This window comes from Jannaschia sp. S6380, assembly GCF_023015695.1.
Classification (GTDB): Bacteria; Pseudomonadota; Alphaproteobacteria; order Rhodobacterales; family Rhodobacteraceae; genus Jannaschia.
Genome location: NZ_JALKAS010000001.1, coordinates 289,435 through 307,709, shown reverse-complemented (window position 1 = coordinate 307,709; position 18,275 = coordinate 289,435). Strand labels below are relative to the sequence as shown.

General features: G+C 67.3%; 16 protein-coding genes, 1 tRNA gene and 1 pseudogene. 13 read left to right on the top strand and 5 right to left on the bottom strand.

Annotated features, from left to right (window positions below; translation table 11 throughout):
• Window positions 1-65 precede the first annotated feature (65 nt).
• Complete coding sequence (locus MWU52_RS01680) at window positions 66-395, bottom strand: DUF6280 family protein (RefSeq protein WP_246948650.1); 330 nt, start codon at window positions 393-395, stop codon at window positions 66-68.
• 245 nt (window positions 396-640) lie between these two features.
• Window positions 641-1,942, bottom strand: a complete 1,302-nt coding sequence (locus tag MWU52_RS01675; protein WP_246948649.1) for a hypothetical protein — start codon at window positions 1,940-1,942, stop codon at window positions 641-643.
• Between the two features lie 159 nt (window positions 1,943-2,101).
• Here MWU52_RS01675 and efp point away from each other — a divergent pair, with 159 nt between their 5' ends.
• Entirely contained in the window at window positions 2,102-2,665 is a 564-nt protein-coding gene (efp, locus tag MWU52_RS01670; protein ID WP_246948647.1) for an elongation factor P, read from the top strand.
• Here efp and MWU52_RS01665 read toward each other — a convergent pair.
• Window positions 2,628-3,248 (bottom strand): TetR/AcrR family transcriptional regulator, encoded by a 621-nt coding sequence (locus MWU52_RS01665; RefSeq protein WP_246948644.1) that lies wholly within the window; start codon window positions 3,246-3,248, stop codon window positions 2,628-2,630. The two genes, efp and MWU52_RS01665, sit on opposite strands and share 38 nt — an antisense overlap.
• A 77-nt stretch (window positions 3,249-3,325) precedes the next feature.
• Here MWU52_RS01665 and MWU52_RS01660 point away from each other — a divergent pair, with 77 nt between their 5' ends.
• The 6 genes from MWU52_RS01660 to MWU52_RS01635 all read left to right on the top strand — a co-directional run bounded on the left by MWU52_RS01660 (window position 3,326) and on the right by MWU52_RS01635 (window position 9,143).
• Window positions 3,326-3,619 (top strand): hypothetical protein, encoded by a 294-nt coding sequence (locus MWU52_RS01660; RefSeq protein ID WP_246948643.1) that lies wholly within the window; start codon window positions 3,326-3,328, stop codon window positions 3,617-3,619.
• A gap of 68 nt (window positions 3,620-3,687) precedes the next feature.
• Window positions 3,688-4,974: a homoserine dehydrogenase gene (locus tag MWU52_RS01655; RefSeq protein ID WP_246948641.1), complete on the top strand. Its 1,287-nt coding sequence runs from the start codon at window positions 3,688-3,690 to the stop codon at window positions 4,972-4,974.
• 7 nt (window positions 4,975-4,981) lie between these two features.
• Complete coding sequence (gene mgrA / locus MWU52_RS01650) at window positions 4,982-6,040, top strand: L-glyceraldehyde 3-phosphate reductase (protein ID WP_246948639.1); 1,059 nt, start codon at window positions 4,982-4,984, stop codon at window positions 6,038-6,040.
• Window positions 6,041-6,145: 105 nt separating this feature from the next.
• Window positions 6,146-7,105 (top strand): class II fructose-bisphosphatase, encoded by a 960-nt coding sequence (glpX, locus tag MWU52_RS01645; protein ID WP_246948637.1) that lies wholly within the window; start codon window positions 6,146-6,148, stop codon window positions 7,103-7,105.
• A gap of 1 nt (window position 7,106) precedes the next feature.
• On the top strand, window positions 7,107-8,858 hold the full coding sequence (gene recJ, locus MWU52_RS01640; protein WP_246948635.1) for a single-stranded-DNA-specific exonuclease RecJ: 1,752 nt from the start codon (window positions 7,107-7,109) through the stop codon (window positions 8,856-8,858).
• Between the two features lie 210 nt (window positions 8,859-9,068).
• A tRNA-Glu gene (locus MWU52_RS01635) sits at window positions 9,069-9,143 on the top strand.
• 159 nt (window positions 9,144-9,302) lie between these two features.
• On the opposite strand, the pseudogene MWU52_RS01630 reads toward MWU52_RS01635, so the two are convergent.
• Both MWU52_RS01630 and MWU52_RS01625 read right to left on the bottom strand, forming a co-directional pair.
• Window positions 9,303-9,728 (bottom strand): annotated as a pseudogene (locus MWU52_RS01630) (tyrosine-type recombinase/integrase); the annotation flags it as partial.
• A 595-nt stretch (window positions 9,729-10,323) separates the two neighbouring features.
• Window positions 10,324-10,572 (bottom strand): hypothetical protein, encoded by a 249-nt coding sequence (locus MWU52_RS01625; RefSeq protein WP_246948633.1) that lies wholly within the window; start codon window positions 10,570-10,572, stop codon window positions 10,324-10,326.
• 203 nt (window positions 10,573-10,775) lie between these two features.
• Here MWU52_RS01625 and MWU52_RS01620 point away from each other — a divergent pair, with 203 nt between their 5' ends.
• The 6 genes from MWU52_RS01620 (at window position 10,776) to MWU52_RS01595 (ending at window position 18,228) form a co-directional block, all read left to right on the top strand.
• On the top strand, window positions 10,776-11,972 hold the full coding sequence (locus MWU52_RS01620; RefSeq protein WP_246948631.1) for a DUF932 domain-containing protein: 1,197 nt from the start codon (window positions 10,776-10,778) through the stop codon (window positions 11,970-11,972).
• 169 nt (window positions 11,973-12,141) lie between these two features.
• A complete protein-coding gene (locus MWU52_RS01615; protein ID WP_246948629.1) occupies window positions 12,142-14,280 on the top strand; it encodes a ParB/RepB/Spo0J family partition protein in 2,139 nt (712 codons plus the stop codon).
• A 76-nt stretch (window positions 14,281-14,356) separates the two neighbouring features.
• Entirely contained in the window at window positions 14,357-15,415 is a 1,059-nt protein-coding gene (locus MWU52_RS01610) for a toprim domain-containing protein (protein WP_246948627.1), read from the top strand.
• Window positions 15,416-15,760: 345 nt separating this feature from the next.
• Window positions 15,761-16,690, top strand: coding sequence for a DUF2493 domain-containing protein (locus tag MWU52_RS01605; RefSeq protein ID WP_246948625.1), 930 nt, complete (start codon window positions 15,761-15,763; stop codon window positions 16,688-16,690).
• A 172-nt stretch (window positions 16,691-16,862) separates the two neighbouring features.
• Window positions 16,863-17,315, top strand: coding sequence for a hypothetical protein (locus MWU52_RS01600; protein WP_246948623.1), 453 nt, complete (start codon window positions 16,863-16,865; stop codon window positions 17,313-17,315).
• A 589-nt stretch (window positions 17,316-17,904) separates the two neighbouring features.
• Entirely contained in the window at window positions 17,905-18,228 is a 324-nt protein-coding gene (locus tag MWU52_RS01595) for a DUF736 domain-containing protein (RefSeq protein ID WP_246948621.1), read from the top strand.
• Window positions 18,229-18,275: the final 47 nt, after the last annotated feature.

The window sequence follows — 18,275 nt, the reverse complement described above, 5'->3', positions numbered from 1 at the left end:
GGCAAACGAAAACCGCGCCGGGCGTACCGACGCGGTCCTTCGGGATGATAACGATCGGAACGTGATCAGGCCGCTTCGGCCGCCTCCGCCAGTTCGGCGGCCTGGCGACGCTCGCTCTCCTCGCGCGACAGGGCGACCGAGGTGCGGACGCCGCGGCTGACGAACTCCATCAAGCCGCCGACGACACGCTCGTTCGGGTCGATGCCAGCGCAGGACAGGACCTCACGGCCGTCGCGGGACCGGGCCCAGCGAGCGATCTGCTCGGGGCCGTTGCCGAATTTCTTGTCGTCCGAGATCGCATCGTCCAGAGCGGCGAGGACCACGGCAGCAAACAGCTTGCGGGACCGCTGTCCCTGTTCGAAATTGAACGCCGTTGCATCGACAAAATCAGTCATACCGCTCTCTCCGTAGTGCTCTTGCTTCTTCCCCGATGGGCCGAACTAACACGACCTCGCCCGTGCGGTTATGCGTTCTCGGAATACCCCATATGCTATGGGATCATGTCATCGTTCACGCATATACCAAGTCTAGGCCGCCACGGGGCAAACTTCCGACTAGATATGGGGTTCGTCGTGAATCCTTCAACCTTCCGTCAACTTTTTGACGTATTGACAACGGTCGAGGACGGCGCCTGACCCGTTCAGGCGTCGGCTGCAGCTTCGGCTTCCTGCCGCAATCGTCGTGCCTTGCGCTGTAGTGCCGCTCCGACCGGGTCGCCTGTCGGGTTCAGGATCAGGTCGAGCACTTGCAGCGCGCATTCGGGGTGCCCGCGATCCATCAGCCGTCGCGCGCGGTCCAGCGTGACGCGCCCGTCGTCCAACTGCGCCAATGCCCGCAACAGCGGCAGCGGATCATCCTGCGCACCGCGCAAGAAGGCCTGCCACGCCTGACGCTCGTTGGCCTGCGCGCGCAACCGCTCCCCTTCGGCCAACGCATCGTTCAGGGCCAGGACCATGTCCCGGTCCACGTCGTCGATACGCGGCGCCGGCACGTCGGGGGCGTCCGTGATCGTCGGTCGGAAATCGATGCGCCCGTCGGTCCGATCGCTCAGCCAGGCCAGCTGCTCCCCGAACGGCCGGGCCCAGGCGGCCAGATCGATCCCATCCAGCACGAAGCGCGTTCCACGGCCCGTCCGGCGCATATGCCCGATCAGACGGTTCGCGCGGCGTTTGCGACGGGCCGGTCCGCCCAGCCGGACCGAACGGTGACGGTTCACGTGTTCCAGCAAATGCGCCCCCTCGCCCGACAGCGACTCGTTCGCGTTCCGGTTCTCTAGGCCCAGCGCATCGGCCCGGGCATCCAGACCGACGGAGACGAAATCCTCGACCACGTCGCCGCCCACGAGCTGCCCCCGGCGGCCATCGCGGATCAGCACGTTCTCGGGCCCGAACGCGTCCGAATAGGCCTCGACCCACATGCGGTAGTCGATCCGTATGCCCCCTGCCCCGCGATCGCGCTGCCGCATCAGCGACCGGATCTCATCGAATGTCCGGCCCGCCTTGATGAGTTGCTGCGCCATGCTCGACACCCATTCGATGGGGGGCCTTACATAGCCCACGACGCGGATCGCATCGAAGCGGGGGCGCAGGAACGCCGCGAGACGCGTCACCTGTTCGGAATCGCGGACCCGCATCATCGCCTCGGCCGAAAAGACGACCGTCGACGCCGGCGTCTCGTCCAGCAGGCGGGCATAGTCGCGCAGCACCGCCTCGTGAAACGACCCGCCATCGCGACGGACATGGACCAGGTCGCGGCGGCTGGCGATGGTGTTCGTCTGGAACTGCGGCATATGCGCAAACCAGAACGGCGTGTGCTGCTTGTAGATCGTCGGATAGAGGATCCCATGCGAACGCAACAGCTCGGGCGCCGCCTCCCGGAACGTGTCCTGCAAGGCGGTCGAACCCGTTTTCGGGCCACCGATATGCAGGATGCATGTCTTCATGTCGTCCCCCCGGCCCCGCCCCACCGGCGCGTCTGACGTTGCTCTATTCCGCACCACGGCGCGCTTGGCAAGACGGACGCGGGGCCGGCTTGTCTGCAACGGGCCCAAAGGCTAAAGCCCGGGGCGACACACGCCCGAACAGCCCAGCGGAAGCCAGACATGCCCAAGATCAACGGCAACGAAATTCGTCCCGGAAACGTGCTCGAACACGACGGCCACCTCTGGTCGGCGGTCAAGGTCGACCACGTCAAGCCCGGCAAGGGCGGCGCCTTCGCGCAGGTCGAGATGAAGAATCTCCGCAACGGGTCCAAGCTGAACGAGCGTTTCCGGTCCGCCGACAAGGTGGAACGCGTGCGGCTGGAGCAGAAGGACCAGCAGTTCCTCTATGAGACCGATGGCAAGCTCGTCTTCATGGATACCACGACCTACGACCAGATCGAGCTGGACGCCGACATCCTGGGCGAGCGGCGCCCGTTCCTGCAGGACGGGATGATGGTCCAGATCGAATATTACGAGGACGAGGCGCTGAACGCGTCGCTTCCGCAGAAGGTCACCTGCAAGATCGTCGAGACCGAGCCGGTCGTGAAGGGTCAGACCGCGGCCAACAGCTTCAAGCCCGCCCTTCTGGACAACGGCGTCCGGGTCATGGTGCCCCCCTTCGTCGGCCAGGACGAGGAGATCGTCGTCAACACCGAGACGATGGAATACGCCGAACGGGCGTGACCCCGACCATGCCCAGAGCCATATCGGCATAGATCGCCTCGACATCGCCACGGTCGAGGCGCCCGCCGTCCCGGAACCACGTCGTCACCCCCGTCAACATGGCGATCAGCGCCATGCCGGCCAGCCGAACGTCCGGCACACGCATCGTGCCGTCCCGCGCGCCATCGCGCAGGATTTTCTCGGGGATCGCCTCATAGCGTCGGCGCAGTTCCTCGATCGTCGCGAATGCTTCGGGCTCCAGCGAGCGCAATTCCATATAGGCGATGAACACCGCGTCCGGCCGGTCGAGGTGGAAACGGATGTGAAACCGGGCGAACGCCTCCAACCGTCCGGTGGCCGCCCCACCGGGGTCGGCCTTCGCCCAAGCCGTCAGAAGCGCCTGCAGATGATCGCGCATCATGCCGACCAGAAGGGTCTGCTTGTCGGGCGTGTAGTGATAGAGCGCGCCCGCGCCGATCCCGACCTCGGCGGCGATCTGGCGCATCGACACGGCGGCATACCCGTAGCGCGCGAACAGCCGCTCGGCCGCGGAGCGCACACGCGGGCCGGTCACGCCGGCATCGGATCCACTTGGCCTCGCCATGCCCCCGGAATAAACCGAACGGGCGTTCAATTCCAGTCGCCTTGTGGGGCGGCTGCGACGGCCCTACGGTTCGCGGCATGATCCGATTTCTTCCCTTCCTGATGCTGTCGGCCTGCGCGGAATTGCCGCCGGTGGAAGGGACGATCTCGGCGGCCGCGCAACGGCAACCGGCGCCGGAGCTTGCGCCGCTCGACCCGCTTCTGGCCGAAGGCCGGCGGGTGTCGCGTGCCGCCGCGGCGGAGGGCGACCTGCGCGCGCGCGGCGCGGCCCTTTCGCAAGCGGGCGTCGCGGCACCCGAAACCGACGATCTGGCCGAACGTGGGCGTCGCCTGCGGGAACGCGCCGAACGCCTGCGGGCGGTCGAGATCTGAGCCGCATTGCACCGCCCTCCGCCAGCCGCTAACCCCAGCCCACACGCACAACCCCCGGAGCCAACGACATGACCACGCCCCTTCGCCTCGGAATCGCGGGCCTCGGCACCGTCGGCGTCGGCGTCCTGCGCATGGTGCGGGACAATTCCGACATCCTGCGCGCGCGCACCGGGCGGGACGTGACGATCTCCGCCGTCTCGGCCCGATCGCGCGACAAGGACCGGGGCGTCGATCTGTCCGGTTTCGTTTGGGAGGACGACCCCGTCGCGCTGGCGCGCCGCGACGACGTGGATGTGTTCGTGGAACTGATGGGCGGGTCCGACGGCCCGGCCAAGGCGGCGACCGAGGCGGCGCTGGCCGCCGGCAAGGCCGTGGTCACCGCGAACAAGGCGATGCTGGCGCTGCATGGCCAGGCGCTGGCCGAACTGGCCGAGGAGAACGACGCCCCCCTGCGCTTCGAGGCGGCGGTGGCGGGCGGCATCCCTTGCGTCAAAGCCCTGACCGAAGGTCTGGCCGGCAACCGCATCACGCGCGTGTCCGGCGTCATGAACGGGACCTGCAACTACATCCTGACGCGGATGGAATCGGCCGGTTTGCCCTATGCCGACGTGTTCGAGGAAGCTCGCGCGCTGGGTTATCTGGAGGCCGACCCGTCGCTGGACGTGGGCGGCATCGACGCGGGGCACAAGCTGGCCATCCTGTCCGCCATTGCCTTCGGCACGCGGGTCGATTTCGACGGCGTGCAACTTCAGGGGATCGAGCGGGTGACGATCGACGACATCCGCCGCGCCCGCGACATGGGATATCGCATCAAGCTGCTGGGCGAGGCGCGGCGCACGCCCGGCGGGATCGAACAGTCGATGCGGCCCACCCTCGTTCCCGAAGACAGCCCGCTGGGGCAGCTCGAGGGTGGAACGAACATGGTCGTGATCGAGGGGGATGCCGTGGGCCAGGTCGTCCTTCGCGGCGCCGGGGCGGGCGAAGGGCCGACTGCCTCCGCCGTCATGGGCGACGTCTGCGATATCGCGCGCGGCATGGCATTGCCGCCCTTCGGCCAGCCGGCCGCTACCCTTCAGGCGCCGGTGCGGGCGAACGCAACCACGGAATGCGCGCATTACCTGCGCCTGTCGCTGCGTGACGAACCCGGGGCCCTGGCGCAGGTGGCGACCGCCTTGGGCCGGTCCGGCATTTCCATCGACCGGATGCGGCAGTACGACCACCCGGGTACGGATGCCCCCGTGCTGATCGTCACGCATCCCTGCGCGCCCGGCGACCTGGCCCGCGCGCTGGACGACGTCGCCGCCACCGGGGTCGTGGCGGGCGACCCGGTGGCCCTGCAGATCCAGACGCCCTGAGGTTCCGATGACCGCGCGCAAGCCCAAGACCTTCGAACCCGCCTATCGCGCCGCATCCGATCGCTATGACCGGATGACCTATCGGCGGTGCGGGACCTCCGGGCTTCGGCTGCCGGCGATCTCGCTCGGGCTTTGGCACAATTTCGGCGACGACACGCCCCATGCGCGCAAACGCGACATCTGTCGCGCGGCCTTCGATCACGGGATCACGCATTTCGATCTGGCCAACAATTACGGCCCCCCGCCCGGCAGTGCGGAACTGGCCTTCGGTCGCCTCCTGCGCGAGGATTTCGCGCCCTACCGCGACGAGATGATCATCTCGTCCAAGGCCGGCTATGACATGTGGCCCGGACCCTATGGCGAATGGGGCAGCCGCAAGTACCTGATCGCATCCTGCGACGCCTCGCTCCGCCGGCTCGGGCTCGATTATGTCGATATCTTCTACAGCCATCGTTTCGACCCCAACACGCCATTGGAGGAGACGATGGCGGCGCTGGATCACATCGTGCGGTCGGGCCGCGCCCTTTATGTCGGGATCAGCAGCTACAACGCCGAACGGACCCGCGCCGCCGCCGCGATCCTGCAGGACCTTGGTACGCCCTGCCTGATCCACCAGCCCAGCTATAACATGCTGAACCGCTGGGTGGAGCGGGACGGCCTGCTCGACGCATTGAGCGACCTGGGCATCGGATCCATCGCCTTTACGCCGCTTGCGCAGGGACTGTTGACCGGCAAGTACCTCGGCGGCGTGCCCGCCGGCAGCCGGGCCACGCAGGGCAAGTCGCTGGATCCGGACGGCGTCACGCCCGAAATGGTCGCCGCCCTGAATGAGTTGAACGACATCGCGGTCGCGCGCGGGCAAACGCTCGCGCAGATGGCCTTGGCCTGGGTTCTGCGCGCCGGCGTCACCAGCGCGCTGATCGGCGCGTCGCGGCCGGAACAGGTCGTGGATTGCGCCGGTGCGGTGGACAACCTCGCGTTCACGGATGACGAGCTGAACCGGATCGACGCCCTGACCGGAGATCGGGGCGTGAACCTCTGGGCGGCCTCTTCCGAAGGCGTCTGAACTCTGCAAGCCGGGGCTTTGGCTCGTGGTTGCGCTATCGGGTTTGTATCGGGCTGCTCGGCCCGCTAACAGGGCGGTGACCCGCCCCCCACCAGGATTGCCTCGATGCCAAAGACCGATTTCAACGACCGGATGCTGTCACTGGGCCTCGCCCGCGTGTCCGAAGCCGCCGCGCTCGCCTCGGCCCGGCTGATCGGCCGCGGTGACGAGAAGGCCGCCGACCAGGCCGCCGTGAACGCCATGCGCGACCAGCTCAACCTGCTGGACATCTCGGGCACCGTCGTCATCGGCGAGGGAGAGCGGGACGAGGCCCCCATGCTATTCATCGGCGAGAAGGTCGGAACCGGCAACGGCCCGGACGTGGATATCGCGCTCGACCCGCTGGAGGGAACGACACTGACCGCCAAGGACATGCCGAACGCCCTGACCGTCATCGCGATGGGTCCGCGCGGATCCATGCTGCATGCGCCCGACGTCTACATGGACAAGCTGGCCATCGGTCCCGGCTATCGCACGGGCGTGGTCACCATGGACATGTCGCCGGCCGAACGTGTCAACGCGCTTGCGGCGGCGAAGGGATGCTCGACGGAGGATATCACCGTCTGCGTGCTGGAACGGCCGCGCCACCAGGACCTGATCGACGAGATCCGCGGCACAGGCGCCGCCATCCGTCTGATCACCGACGGCGACGTCGCCGGCATCATCCATTGTGCCGAGGCCGCGACCACCGGTATCGACATGTACATGGGTTCCGGCGGTGCGCCCGAGGGCGTGCTGGCCGCGGCCGCATTAAAATGCATGGGCGGACAGATGTTCGGTCGTCTGACCTTCCGCGATGACGACGAACGGGGCCGTGCGGCGAAGGCCGGCATCACGAACCTGGACCGGGTCTACACGCGCGACGACATGGTGACCGACGACGTGATCTTCGCCGCCACGGGCGTGACCGACGGGTCGATCCTGGCCGGCATCAAGCGCGAGGTCGGGTACCTGACCGCCGAGACGATCCTGATGCGGTCCAAGACGGGGTCCGTTCGCCGGATGGTCTATCGCAACCCCGTCTGAGATGGGCTGGCTGGGCGTCGCGCGTTCGGCGACCGGCCGGTGTTGGGTCGGGCCGGATGCGGCCGCCGACCGCGCGGCCGAGGCGATCGCCCAGACCGGCCTGCCGCTGGCCATGGCCCGCCACCTCGCGCGTCGGGGCGTGGATGCGGCCGAGGCGGCCGCGTTCCTGGACCCCAAGCTGCGCGACCTGCTGCCCGATCCGCGCGGTCTGCGCGACATGGATGTCGCCTCCGAACGCCTGTGCCGCGCCGTCGACGCCCGCGATCGGATCGCCATCTTCGCGGATTACGACGTGGACGGGGGCGCGTCCGCTGCCCTGTTGGTCTGGTGGCTGCGCGACCTGGGGCATGCGGCGACGCTCTATGTTCCCGACCGGATCGACGAGGGATATGGGCCGAACCCCAAGGCGATCGCGCACCTGGCGGCCGACCATGACCTGATCGTCTGCGTTGATTGCGGAACCCTCGCGCATGCGGCGCTGTCGGCGGCCAAGGGCACCGACGTCATCGTGCTCGACCACCATCTCGGGGGCGAAACGCTTCCGCCGGTCCTCGCCGTGGTGAACCCCAACCGCATGGACGAGACCGGAGAGCTGGGCCATCTCTGCGCGGCCGCCGTCGTCTTCCTGACGCTGGTGGAGGCGAACCGCCGCCGCCGCGCGCAGGGGGCTCCCTGCCCTGACCTGATGGCGCTTCTGGATCTTGTGGCGCTGGCGACCGTGGCCGATGTGGCGCCGCTGCTGGGGGTGAACCGCGCGCTGGTGCAGCAAGGCCTTCGCGTGCTGCGCAACCGCGCGCGGCCGGGCCTGCGGGCGCTGGCCGACGTCGCCCGTATGGACGGGCCGCCGACCGGATATCACCTCGGCTATCTCCTCGGGCCGCGCATCAATGCCGGCGGACGGATCGGTGCCGCCGATCTGGGCGCGCGCCTCCTTTCGACGACCTCGGATGCCGAGGCCGAGGCCCTGGCGCAGCGACTTGACGCGTTGAACGCCGAACGCCGCGCCATCGAGATGCAGGTGACCGAAGCCGCACTGGCCCAGGCCGAGGCACGCGGCGGACCATTGGCATGGGCGGTGGGCGACGGCTGGCATCCCGGCGTGGTCGGCATCGTCGCCTCGCGCCTGAAGGAGGCGTTGAATCGTCCGGCGGTCGTCATCGGCCTGGGCCAGGACGGAAAGGGTCAGGGATCCGCCCGGTCCGTCGCGGGCGTCGACCTCGGCGCCTCGGTGCAGCGTCTGGTTGCCGAAGGGTTGCTTCTCAAGGGCGGCGGGCACCGAATGGCGGCCGGGTTAACGGTCGAGGCGGGCAAGCTCGAACCGGCGATGGAACGGTTGGCCGAACTGCTCGCCCGCCAAGGTGCGGGCCGCGATGGCCCGCGTGACCTGCATCTCGACGGGACGCTGATGCCCGGTGCGGCGACGCGCGATCTGGTAGATATGCTCGAGACCGCCGGCCCCTTCGGACAGGGCGCCCCCGCCCCGCGTTTCGCGTTTCCCGATCTGCGTGTGGCGCATGCGCGGCCGGTCGGTGACGGTCATCTGAAGGTGACGTTCACGGATGGCGGGCCAACTCGATTGGACGCGATCGCCTTCGGGGCCGGCGGAAACGGCGTGTCGAACGCCATCGATCGCGCCGCGGGCGCCCCCCTGCATGTCGCGGGACGTCTGGAGATGAATCGGTGGCAAGGGCGCGAAGCCATCCAGCTGAAACTGGAGGACGTCGCCGTGGTGTCCGAACTCGAAGATACCTGACGCAGGGTCCATCCCGTTCGCGCGGTGGACCAACGGCCCGGAAACCAATCAGGACGAAGACCCTCTCCTCCGCCGAAATGCCGCCGGTCAGGGCGCGGATGACGGCACCGGATCGCTGCCGCGCAGAGCGTCGAATCTCCTCGCGAAAACCGGAGAAAAAGCCTTGCGGCGCCCCAACCCCTCGCCTAAACACCCCTCACGCCGAAACGTGGCCCGTTCGTCTATCGGTTAGGACGCCAGGTTTTCAACCTGGAAAGAGGGGTTCGATTCCCCTACGGGCTGCCACTTTTCAAAATTATCCTTTATTATCATAGGCTTAGGACTAGAAATAGTCCCACCGGTCGGTTGGGCCGTGAAAAGTGGGACACTTTTCGTGGCGGATGTCGGTCCAGTGAGCTTCCGAAGCGCGCTGGCAGCGCGCAACTTCTGGGACGCCCCCTTCGTGTAGCGCGTCACCTCCTTGGATGTCTGGTGGCCGGTGATCGCCATGATCTCGAACTCGCTGCACCCGAGCTCCGCCAGACGCGCAGCGGCGGCCTTGCGGAGACCGTGCACCGAGCAGTTTCCCAGGTTCGCCGCGTCACACCATTTGCGGAACCTGTTGCCAAACCCAGCCGCCGTGAATGGACGGCCATAATCGTTCACGAGGAACGTCGTATCGCCAGTCCCCTCAGTTGCTAGATGGCACTGCAATTCCGGGATGATCGGGATCTCGAGGGTGATCGGATGCCGGTTGCGTCCCTTGTGCTGGGTGAACGACAACCACAGGACCCCATCGCTGCCTTGCCGGAGATCCTGCCAGCCAAACCGAACCAGGTCGGATCGGCGCTGGCCGGTGTAGAGCGCTAAAGACAACGCCAGCCGGGCCATGCTTCCAACCGGGTGGGTCAGCTCGTAGGCCTCGATTTCGTCGAGCGTCCATGAATGATATCCATCGGCGTTCGTCGCAAGATACTCGACCTGCCCAGCTGGATTGGTGTCGTGAAGGTCGTAACGCGTGGCAAATCTAAAGAGCTGGCGCAGGGTCTTGATCATCGTGTTCGCCGCTGACGGCGTATCCATCATCGCATCTCGGCGCGATCTCACATGTCGCGGCAGGAGAAACGCGTAAGGCTTATCGCCATCGTTGTTCGTATCGCAAAATCTCTCGAGGATGGAACGACGGGTTCGGCGCGTCGAGGGATCAAGCTGCCGATACATCGGCGATTTGAAGTATTGGACGCAGAGCCAACGAAGCGTCTTCGGCTGAACCTTCTTGGCCCCCGTTGCAGCACGATTTCTGGAAGACTGTTTCTGTGCCGATGCGGCTGCCTGATAATCTGAAAGAAATTCGGGCGAACCGACCGGACCTCGCAACCTGGTCTTCCGCTGTCCCGGCGGCCGATAATAAATGCGAACGTTGCCATGACGATCGGTGTCCTCCACCACATATTTCATGCGGCGCATCTTCATGTCAGCGAGAGGCCTATTTGTCCCACGGGTTATCTACCATTTCTGCTCCGCCTTCGAGACGATCAAAGGCTCGGTCGACTTGCTTTCGATCCCAGACCCGGCGGCCATCGATGCGCTTTGGTGGCGGCATCCGGCCATCCGCCGTCAACGCGTCGAATTTCGACGCACCCACTCCAATGTACTCGGCAGCCTCGCGCCGGGAAAGGCCGCGCCGCTCCGGGGGCAAGCAATAGCTACTGTTCGCCGACTTTCGCTCCAGCATATCAAGAGTGTCTCCTTCGACAACCTCGATGGAGACTGTCGATCAGCTTGATCATTAAATCGAGAAGGCATCTCCCGTCGTAGTACGGAAACTGATCGTAGCGCGCGCGTTTCAGTCCGAGAGTCAGAGGCCTGCGGCTGTCGCCGTGACGGGTCTGGAGGTCGGGAGAGTTCCTCGCGGCCGCCCGTCACGGAGATTACGACATGACCGATATCGAAGTTCAGGACGGCCCTCGCAACGCGTCGAGCGGCTACAGGGTGGATGTGTCCCGCGGAGGCCACGACGGCCGCGTCTCGTCGGAATGGTTCGCGCGCCCCGACGACCAGCGCTACCTGTCGCTGTCGGCGCTGCAGGCGGCGGTCAAGGGGCGCGCAGAGCGGAGCCGGACGCGCATCGTCGAGAGCGCAGCGATCCGCGTCGAGGCCAGTCGCGACGACCCCGAGGCGCTGGCGCTGATCGTGCCCGGAGCCGACGGGCCGATTGCCCCGACCCATTGGAGCTTCGGCCAGCTCACGAGCCTCGTGGGTGCACCGGCGACCTATCTGCGCCAGCTGCCGGCGGCGCTTGCGGGGATCAACCTGCAATACGGCCTGACCTCGCATCACGCTGAACAGGTCAAAATGCTCGAGACCACCGACGGACGCGCCGAACTGCGGGCCGTCACCGGTCCCGATTACGGCCGGATCTACGATCATGAGCTGGTGTCGGCCGTTCAGCGGATCGCGGGCGATGGCGTCAGCGATACGCGCTGGAAGGTTCCGGGCGTGCTCGACTGGTCGACGGGTATCTACAATCCGAATGTCGACGTGACCAAGGACACGACGACGCTCTATGCCTCGGATCGGGACGTGTTCCTGTTTCTCGTCGACGATCGCAATCCGATCGAGGCCGGGACATTGCCGGACGGCTCACCGGACCTGTTCTTCCGGGGGTTCTACTGCTGGAACTCGGAGGTCGGCGCGAAGACGCTCGGCATCGCCAGTTTCTATCTCCGCGCCGTGTGCCAGAACCGCAATCTCTGGGGCGTCGAGGACTTCCAGGAGATCAGGATCCGACATTCCAAGCACGCCGCGAACCGCTTCGCCCGCGAGGCGGCCCCTGCCCTCGCGTCCTTCGCAGAGTCCTCGCCCGCGCCCTTCATCCAGGGCATCCGGGCCGCGCGCGAGCGGATCGTCGCCCGCACCGACGAAGACCGGACCGATTTCCTGCGCAAGCGGGGTTTCGGCAAGGCGGAGACCTCGAAGATCGTCGAGACGGTCTTGACCGAGGAAGGCCATCCGCCGGAGAGCGTCTTCGACTTCGTGCAGGGGATCACGGCGGTCGCGGGAACGAAGACGCAGCAGGATGCGCGGCTCGCGATGGAGGGGCGGGCGAAGGCGCTGCTCGAACGCGCGGCCTGAGCCCGGACGCCAGCCGGTGCGTCGCCTCCTCCGCCTTTCGCCCTCCGATCCCGGGCGTATTCTTCGCGGCCGGGTCCCGGCCGGAGAGAAAGAGGGTGGAGGGGGTTTTCGTGACGGGTTCGAAAGGTCGGGAGGGTGGCTCCCGGCCGATCCGTCACGGAGAAGGTCCATGACCGCCAAGACCAAGATCACCCTGAGCGCCTCGCGCGACATCCCCTTCGACAAGCTACGGCTCAGCCAGGCCAATGTCCGGCACATCAAGGCCGGCGTCTCGATCGAAGAGCTGGCCGAAGACATCGCTCGACGCACGCTGCTCGCCAGCCTCACCGTGCGGCCCCTGCTGGACGATAGCGGTGCCAAGACCGGCCTTTACGAGATCCCCGCGGGCGGACGGCGCTTCCGGGCGCTGGAGTTGCTCGTCAAGCAGAAGCGCCTCAACAAGACAGCCCCCGTCCCCTGCATCCTGCGCACGGACGGTATCGCCGAGGAGGACAGTCTCGCGGAGAACATCCAGCGCGCACCGCTGCACCCGCTGGACCAGTTCCGCGCCTTCCAGGCCATGCGCGAGCGCGGCACAGGAGAGGAGGAGATTGCGGCCGCGTTCTTCGTCTCGACCGGCGTCGTGAAGCAGCGGCTGAAGCTGGCCTCGGTCGCTCCAGCCCTGCTCGATATCTACGCCGAGGATGACATGACACTCGAGCAGCTGATGGCCTTCACTGTCAATCCCGACCACGAACGCCAGGAACAGGTCTGGGCCGCCATCGCGCAGGGCTATTCGAAGGAGCCCTACACGATCCGGCGGATGCTGACCGAGGCGACCGTGCGCGCGTCCGACAAACGGGCCCGGTTCGTCGGATTGGAGGCCTACGTGGAGGCCGGTGGCGCGATCCTGCGCGACCTGTTCCAATCCGACGATGGCGGCTGGCTGCAGGATGCGGGGCTGCTCGACCGGATGGTCGCCGAAGGGCTGAGCGACGCCGCGACTGAGATCGCGGCCGAGGGCTGGAAATGGGTCGAGACCGCCCCGGACTTCGCTTATGGCCACAGCTTCGGCCTGCGCCGATTGATCGGCGACCCCGTGGAGCCGACCGACGAGGAGACCGCCGCCTATGAGGCGCTGCAGGCGGAATACGATCAACTCGAGGATCAGTACGACGGCGCCGAAGAACTGCCCGACGCGGTCGATGCCCGTCTCGGCGAGATCGAGGACGCGATGGAGGCCTACCGGGACCGTCCCCTGACCTTCGATGCCGAGGAGATGGCCCGCGGGGGCGCCTTCGTCAGCCTGGACCACGACGGCACTCTGCGGATCGAGCGCGGCTATGTGCGGCCGGAAGACGAGGTGCCGATCGAGCAACCGGAGGCAGGTGCCGACGATGCCGGGGCGCGGATGGCGAACGGAGAGGCGACGATGCCTCACGACGCCGAGACGCCCGCGCCGGACGATGCGCCCGAGGAAGACGGCATCAAGCCGCTGCCGGACCGGCTCGTGGCCGAACTGACCGCCCATCGGACGCTGGCCTTGCGCAACGCGCTGGCGGGCGATCCGGACCTGGCGTTCCGCGCCGCGCTGCACGCAATGTGCCTGAAGCTCTTCTACCGCTACGCGCCGGATACCTGCCTCGAGATCGACGCGAAGTCGGCCGGGTTCGGCGCGCAGGCGCCCGGCCTCGCCGAAAGCGCGTCGGCGCAGGAAATCGACGCGCGGCATGAGAGCTGGGCGGCACAGCTGCCGAAGGCGTCCGGTGATCTCTGGGACGCGCTGGCGGGTTTCGATGCGGAGAGCCGGACCGCATTATTCGCCCATTGCGTCGGGCTGACCGTGAATGCGGTCGACGAGGCCTACCATCGCCGTCCCGGCGCGCTCGCCCATGCGGACCGGATCGCGCAGGCCACCGGGCTCGACATGGCGGCGGCGGGCTGGCGACCGACCGTGGATACCTATCTCGGTCGGGTGACGAAGGCGCGGATCCTTCAAGCGGTCGTGGAGGCGAAGGGCAGCGCGCAGGCGCAACTCATCGATCACCTCAAGAAACCGGAGATGGCCGGCGAGGCGGAAACGCTGCTCGCCGAGAGCGGCTGGGTGCCCGAGCCGCTGCGCACGCCACGCGTGGAGGCGGTAGTGTTGAACACGTCGATCGATGACGCCGAGATCCCGTCCGAGGATCGGGAAACACTGTCTGACGATCCCGACAGCCCCGACATCGCAGAGACGGCGGCGGAAGACGGCGAACTGGCCATCGACCCCGACGCGGACGTCGGCGACGATGGGGACGAGCCCACGGATGCGCTCCAAGCGGCGGAGTAACGCCTCTCCCTCCCACTCCCTTTGGGCCCGCCGTCACCGACGGTGGGCCTCTTTTTTCTGGACAGGAGGCCGATCCATGCAAAGCGCGTCAGACCTCGCCGCCGACCTCGCGGCCCACGCCGACGAAGTTTGCCGGGAATACCTGTCGAACGGCCGACGGCAGGGGTCGTATTGGCTCGTCGGAAATCTCGCTAACCATCCCGGCCGATCCCTCTTCGTCCGGCTGACGGGGCCCGCCCGCGGCACGGGCGCGGCAGGACGCTGGACCGACGCCGCGACGGGACAGCACGGCGACCTGCTCGACCTCATCCGCGAGACCTGCCGCCTGACCGAGTTTGCGGATGTGGCCGACGAGGCGCGGCGCTTCCTGCACCTGCCGAAGCCGGAGGGCCGACCGAAGACCGAGCGCGTAGCGCCCGGATCACCCGATGCCGCGCGACGATTGTTCGCCATGGCGCGTCCGATCCGGGGGACCCTGGCCGAGACCTATCTCGATGCGCGCGGCATCGCAGATCTTGCGGGCACCGATTGGCTGCGCTTCCATCCGACCTGCTACTATCGCCCGGATCGCCACAGCCCGACCGAGACCTGGCCGGCCCTGATCGCAGCCGTCACGGATACGACCGGCACAATCACCGGCGTGCATCGGACCTGGCTCGACCCGGACGGGTTCAGCCGCGCCAGCCTCGGCAAGGCGCCCGTCGATACGCCGCGGCGGGCCCTGGGTCGCTTGCGTGGTGGCGGCGTCCGGTTCGGTATCGCGACCGATATCCTGGCCGCGGGCGAAGGCATCGAAACCGTCCTGTCTGTCCGACAGGCCCTTCCAGACCTGCCGGGCATCGCGGCGCTCTCCGCCGCGCATCTCGCCGCCATCGACCTGTCCCCCGCGCTCCGCCGCCTCTATGTTCTGCGCGATGTCGATCCGGCGGGCGACGCCGCGGAGGCCGCCTTGACCGTTCGAACCAAGAGCCTCGGCATCGAATTGATCCCGCTCATCCCATCGCGGGAGGATTTCAACGAGGATCTGATGGCGTTCGGTTCGGACGGGCTTCGGCACCACCTGCAGAGTCAACTCGCGCCCGAGGATGTCGCGCGCTTCCTGCCGATCGGCGTCCAGCGCGACAGGACCGGCTGAGCGAAAAGCGCCGATGTCGGCACGTTCCTGGCGTGGCGGGACCAGGGTCGTTGGAGAGCCGCGCCCACGGCCTTCCGAAGGGGCTGTGGTCTGCGGCAGGCGGGCCGGTCCGGCAATGGCGGGGGGCCCCTCTTTTCCGCCGCGCGGCGAGAGGCGCCGCGCTTTGCATCGCGAGGCAAAAGAGCCGCCCCTCGCCATCCTCCACTGCGCTCCGGCCGACGCGCCAATGGGGTCACCGCAACGCATCCCTTCGGGGGCATGCGCCGGTGCAAGCCCATCCCGCCCGCCGCCTCCCGTCGCCATGAAGGCCGCGCGAGGCGCGGTCCCCCGACGAGGAGCCACCCCATGACCGATCATCCCGACATCGCCGATCCTGCCCCCTCCGCCACTGCGCAGGTGCTCGCCGACCTCGAACTCTACGGGCATAGACCCTCCGCCTCCGAGCCCGATCCGCGCGACTGCCCCGACGACGACCTCGCCGCCCGCGCCGCCGCCGACATCCTGACCGTACTCGTCTCCGCGATGGCCGAGACCGCCCTAGACTGGGACCTCGACGAGTTGCTTTGGTCGAGCGTCAATATGTTCCACCGTGCCGTCCTGCGGATCGAACGCAAGCTCGACGACAACGAACAGGCGCAAAAGCGCGGGCAGCGCGAACAGGACGGCTCGGAGGTCGCAGCGGTCCAACTCGAGACCCTCATCGAGATCGGCCAGACCCTCCTGCAACGCCGCGACAGCATGGAGGTCTTCCGCGACAGCGCCGCGGACCGGTATCTCCGGCTCACCGGATCGCCCTGGACACCGCGCTCGGGCTCCCGGGTAAACCATCGGCATCTGACCGCGGCCACGATCGACAGCCGGGACTTCCTCTCGGCCAGGCGACGCGCCGACAACAAGGTGCTGATCCCCGAGGGCACGAAGATCGCCTTCGCGGGTGGCATGGAGTGTCAGGATCACAATCGCATCTGGGCCGTGCTCGACAAGGTGCAGGCCAAGCACCCGGACATGGTGCTGCTCCATGGCGGATCGCCGAGGGGTGCCGAGCTCATCGCCGCCAAATGGGCCGAGCATCGTGGCGTCACCCAGATCGCGTTCAAGCCGGACTGGTCGCGACACGCCAAGGCCGCCCCGTTCAAGCGCAACGACAGCCTCCTCGACACCCTACCGGTGGGCCTGATCGTCTTTCCGGGCACGGGCATCACCGACAATCTGGCTGACAAAGCCCGCACGCTCGGGATACCGCTCTTCGACTTCCGCAACCGGGGCAACGCATAAGCGCACCCTCGATCCGCCTCGACACTCCCATCGGCGGGAACACGCGTCCCGCCGATGGAACACCCTAATTGCGCACAATGTCCTCCGAAGACCGCCCATGATCTGCTAGGATGCCTTAAGGCGCTTGGCGGTGGAGGGTGCGCGTTCGACAGCCCGAACGGGAGAACGCATCATGTTCATCAGCAGCCTCGTCAGTCTTCTCGGCCTCGGCATCCTGCTGTGGCTCCTCTTTACCCTCGCAATCCATGCGCTGCCCTTCTTCGTCGGCCTGACCGTCGGGATGTACGCGCAGGACAGCGGTGCGGGCCTTGCCGAGTCGCTGGCGGCCGGGCTGCTCTCTGGCGTTGCATCACTCGTTCTCGGGCAGTTCCTCGTCGCCATCCTCCGCAATCCATGGCTGCAGGCTGGCGTCGCGCTGGTTTACGCCGCCCCGGCGGCTTTCGCTGGATACCACGCCGTCTATGGGCTGTCCGGCATCGGGTTCGAGACCGAGTTCTTTCGCGTGATGCTCGGCGGTATCGGAGGGCTCGTCATCGGCAGCACGGCGTGGGTCCGCATGGGCGATCTCTTCGGCACTGGCCCCGATCCGATCGTCGGGGACGAGGCTGCGACCCTTCCCCGTTGACTGGCAGGACCGGGCCCAGCGGCGGACGTCGCCATCTTTCCGATCGAAAAGGGCCGGGATGGAGCGAAATGCGGTCCGGAATGTCCTGCCGTGATGGGCGTGGCTCTCCTCCGTCTAGGTCCTGCTGTGCCGACTAATCTCGCTGCGCCTGGCGTCGATCCGGTGGCAGAAGGCATTCGGAGCGCGGCAAATCTCCGCAGCGCGATCCAGGCTGTCTGCACGCCCGGGCTTCTCTTTCTGCGACGGTATGGTCGCCGGACTTGAACCGGAGCAGCGACGGCCGCCAGTCTCCCGATCGGGGTGTCGTCCCGGAACCCGCCCACACGCGGACCTCTCGAGGTGTTGATCTGGCCGGGATCGGCTGACGCCTCGATCGCCTTGGCCGCAACGGCTCCGCCGGAGCTTTCTTCCCCTGGCCTTCGGCAATTCCTCGCGGAAGACCCGATGGGTCCAAGAAAGCCCCGGCTGCCCCGTCCTCCGCGATGCTGCGGGTCTTGCAGACTGCGTCGGCGCTCGTCCCGGCCCTGGCGATCACCATCGAGGCCGCGATGGGCGCGGGTTCGAAACAACAGCAATCAGGAGAACAGACATGGCGACCATCGGCACCTTCAAGAAGTCCGGCACCGAATATACCGGCGAAATCGTCACCCTCAGCGTCCAGGCCAAGGCCGTCCGCATCGTCCCCGAGGACAGCCGCACTTCCGACAACGCCCCCTCCCACCGGGTCTTCGTCGGCCGCGCCGAGATCGGGGCCGCCTGGTCCAAGACCTCGACCGAGGGCCGCGCCTATCTCGGCCTGAAGCTCGACGATCCGAGCTTCACCGCCCCGATCTACGCCAACCTCTTCGACGACGAGGACGGCGACGGCTACTCCCTCATCTGGTCCCGGGCCCGCCGGACCAACGGCGACTGAGGATCGCCCCCGCCCCGCCCGCGCAATCGGGCGGGGCCACGCAGGCG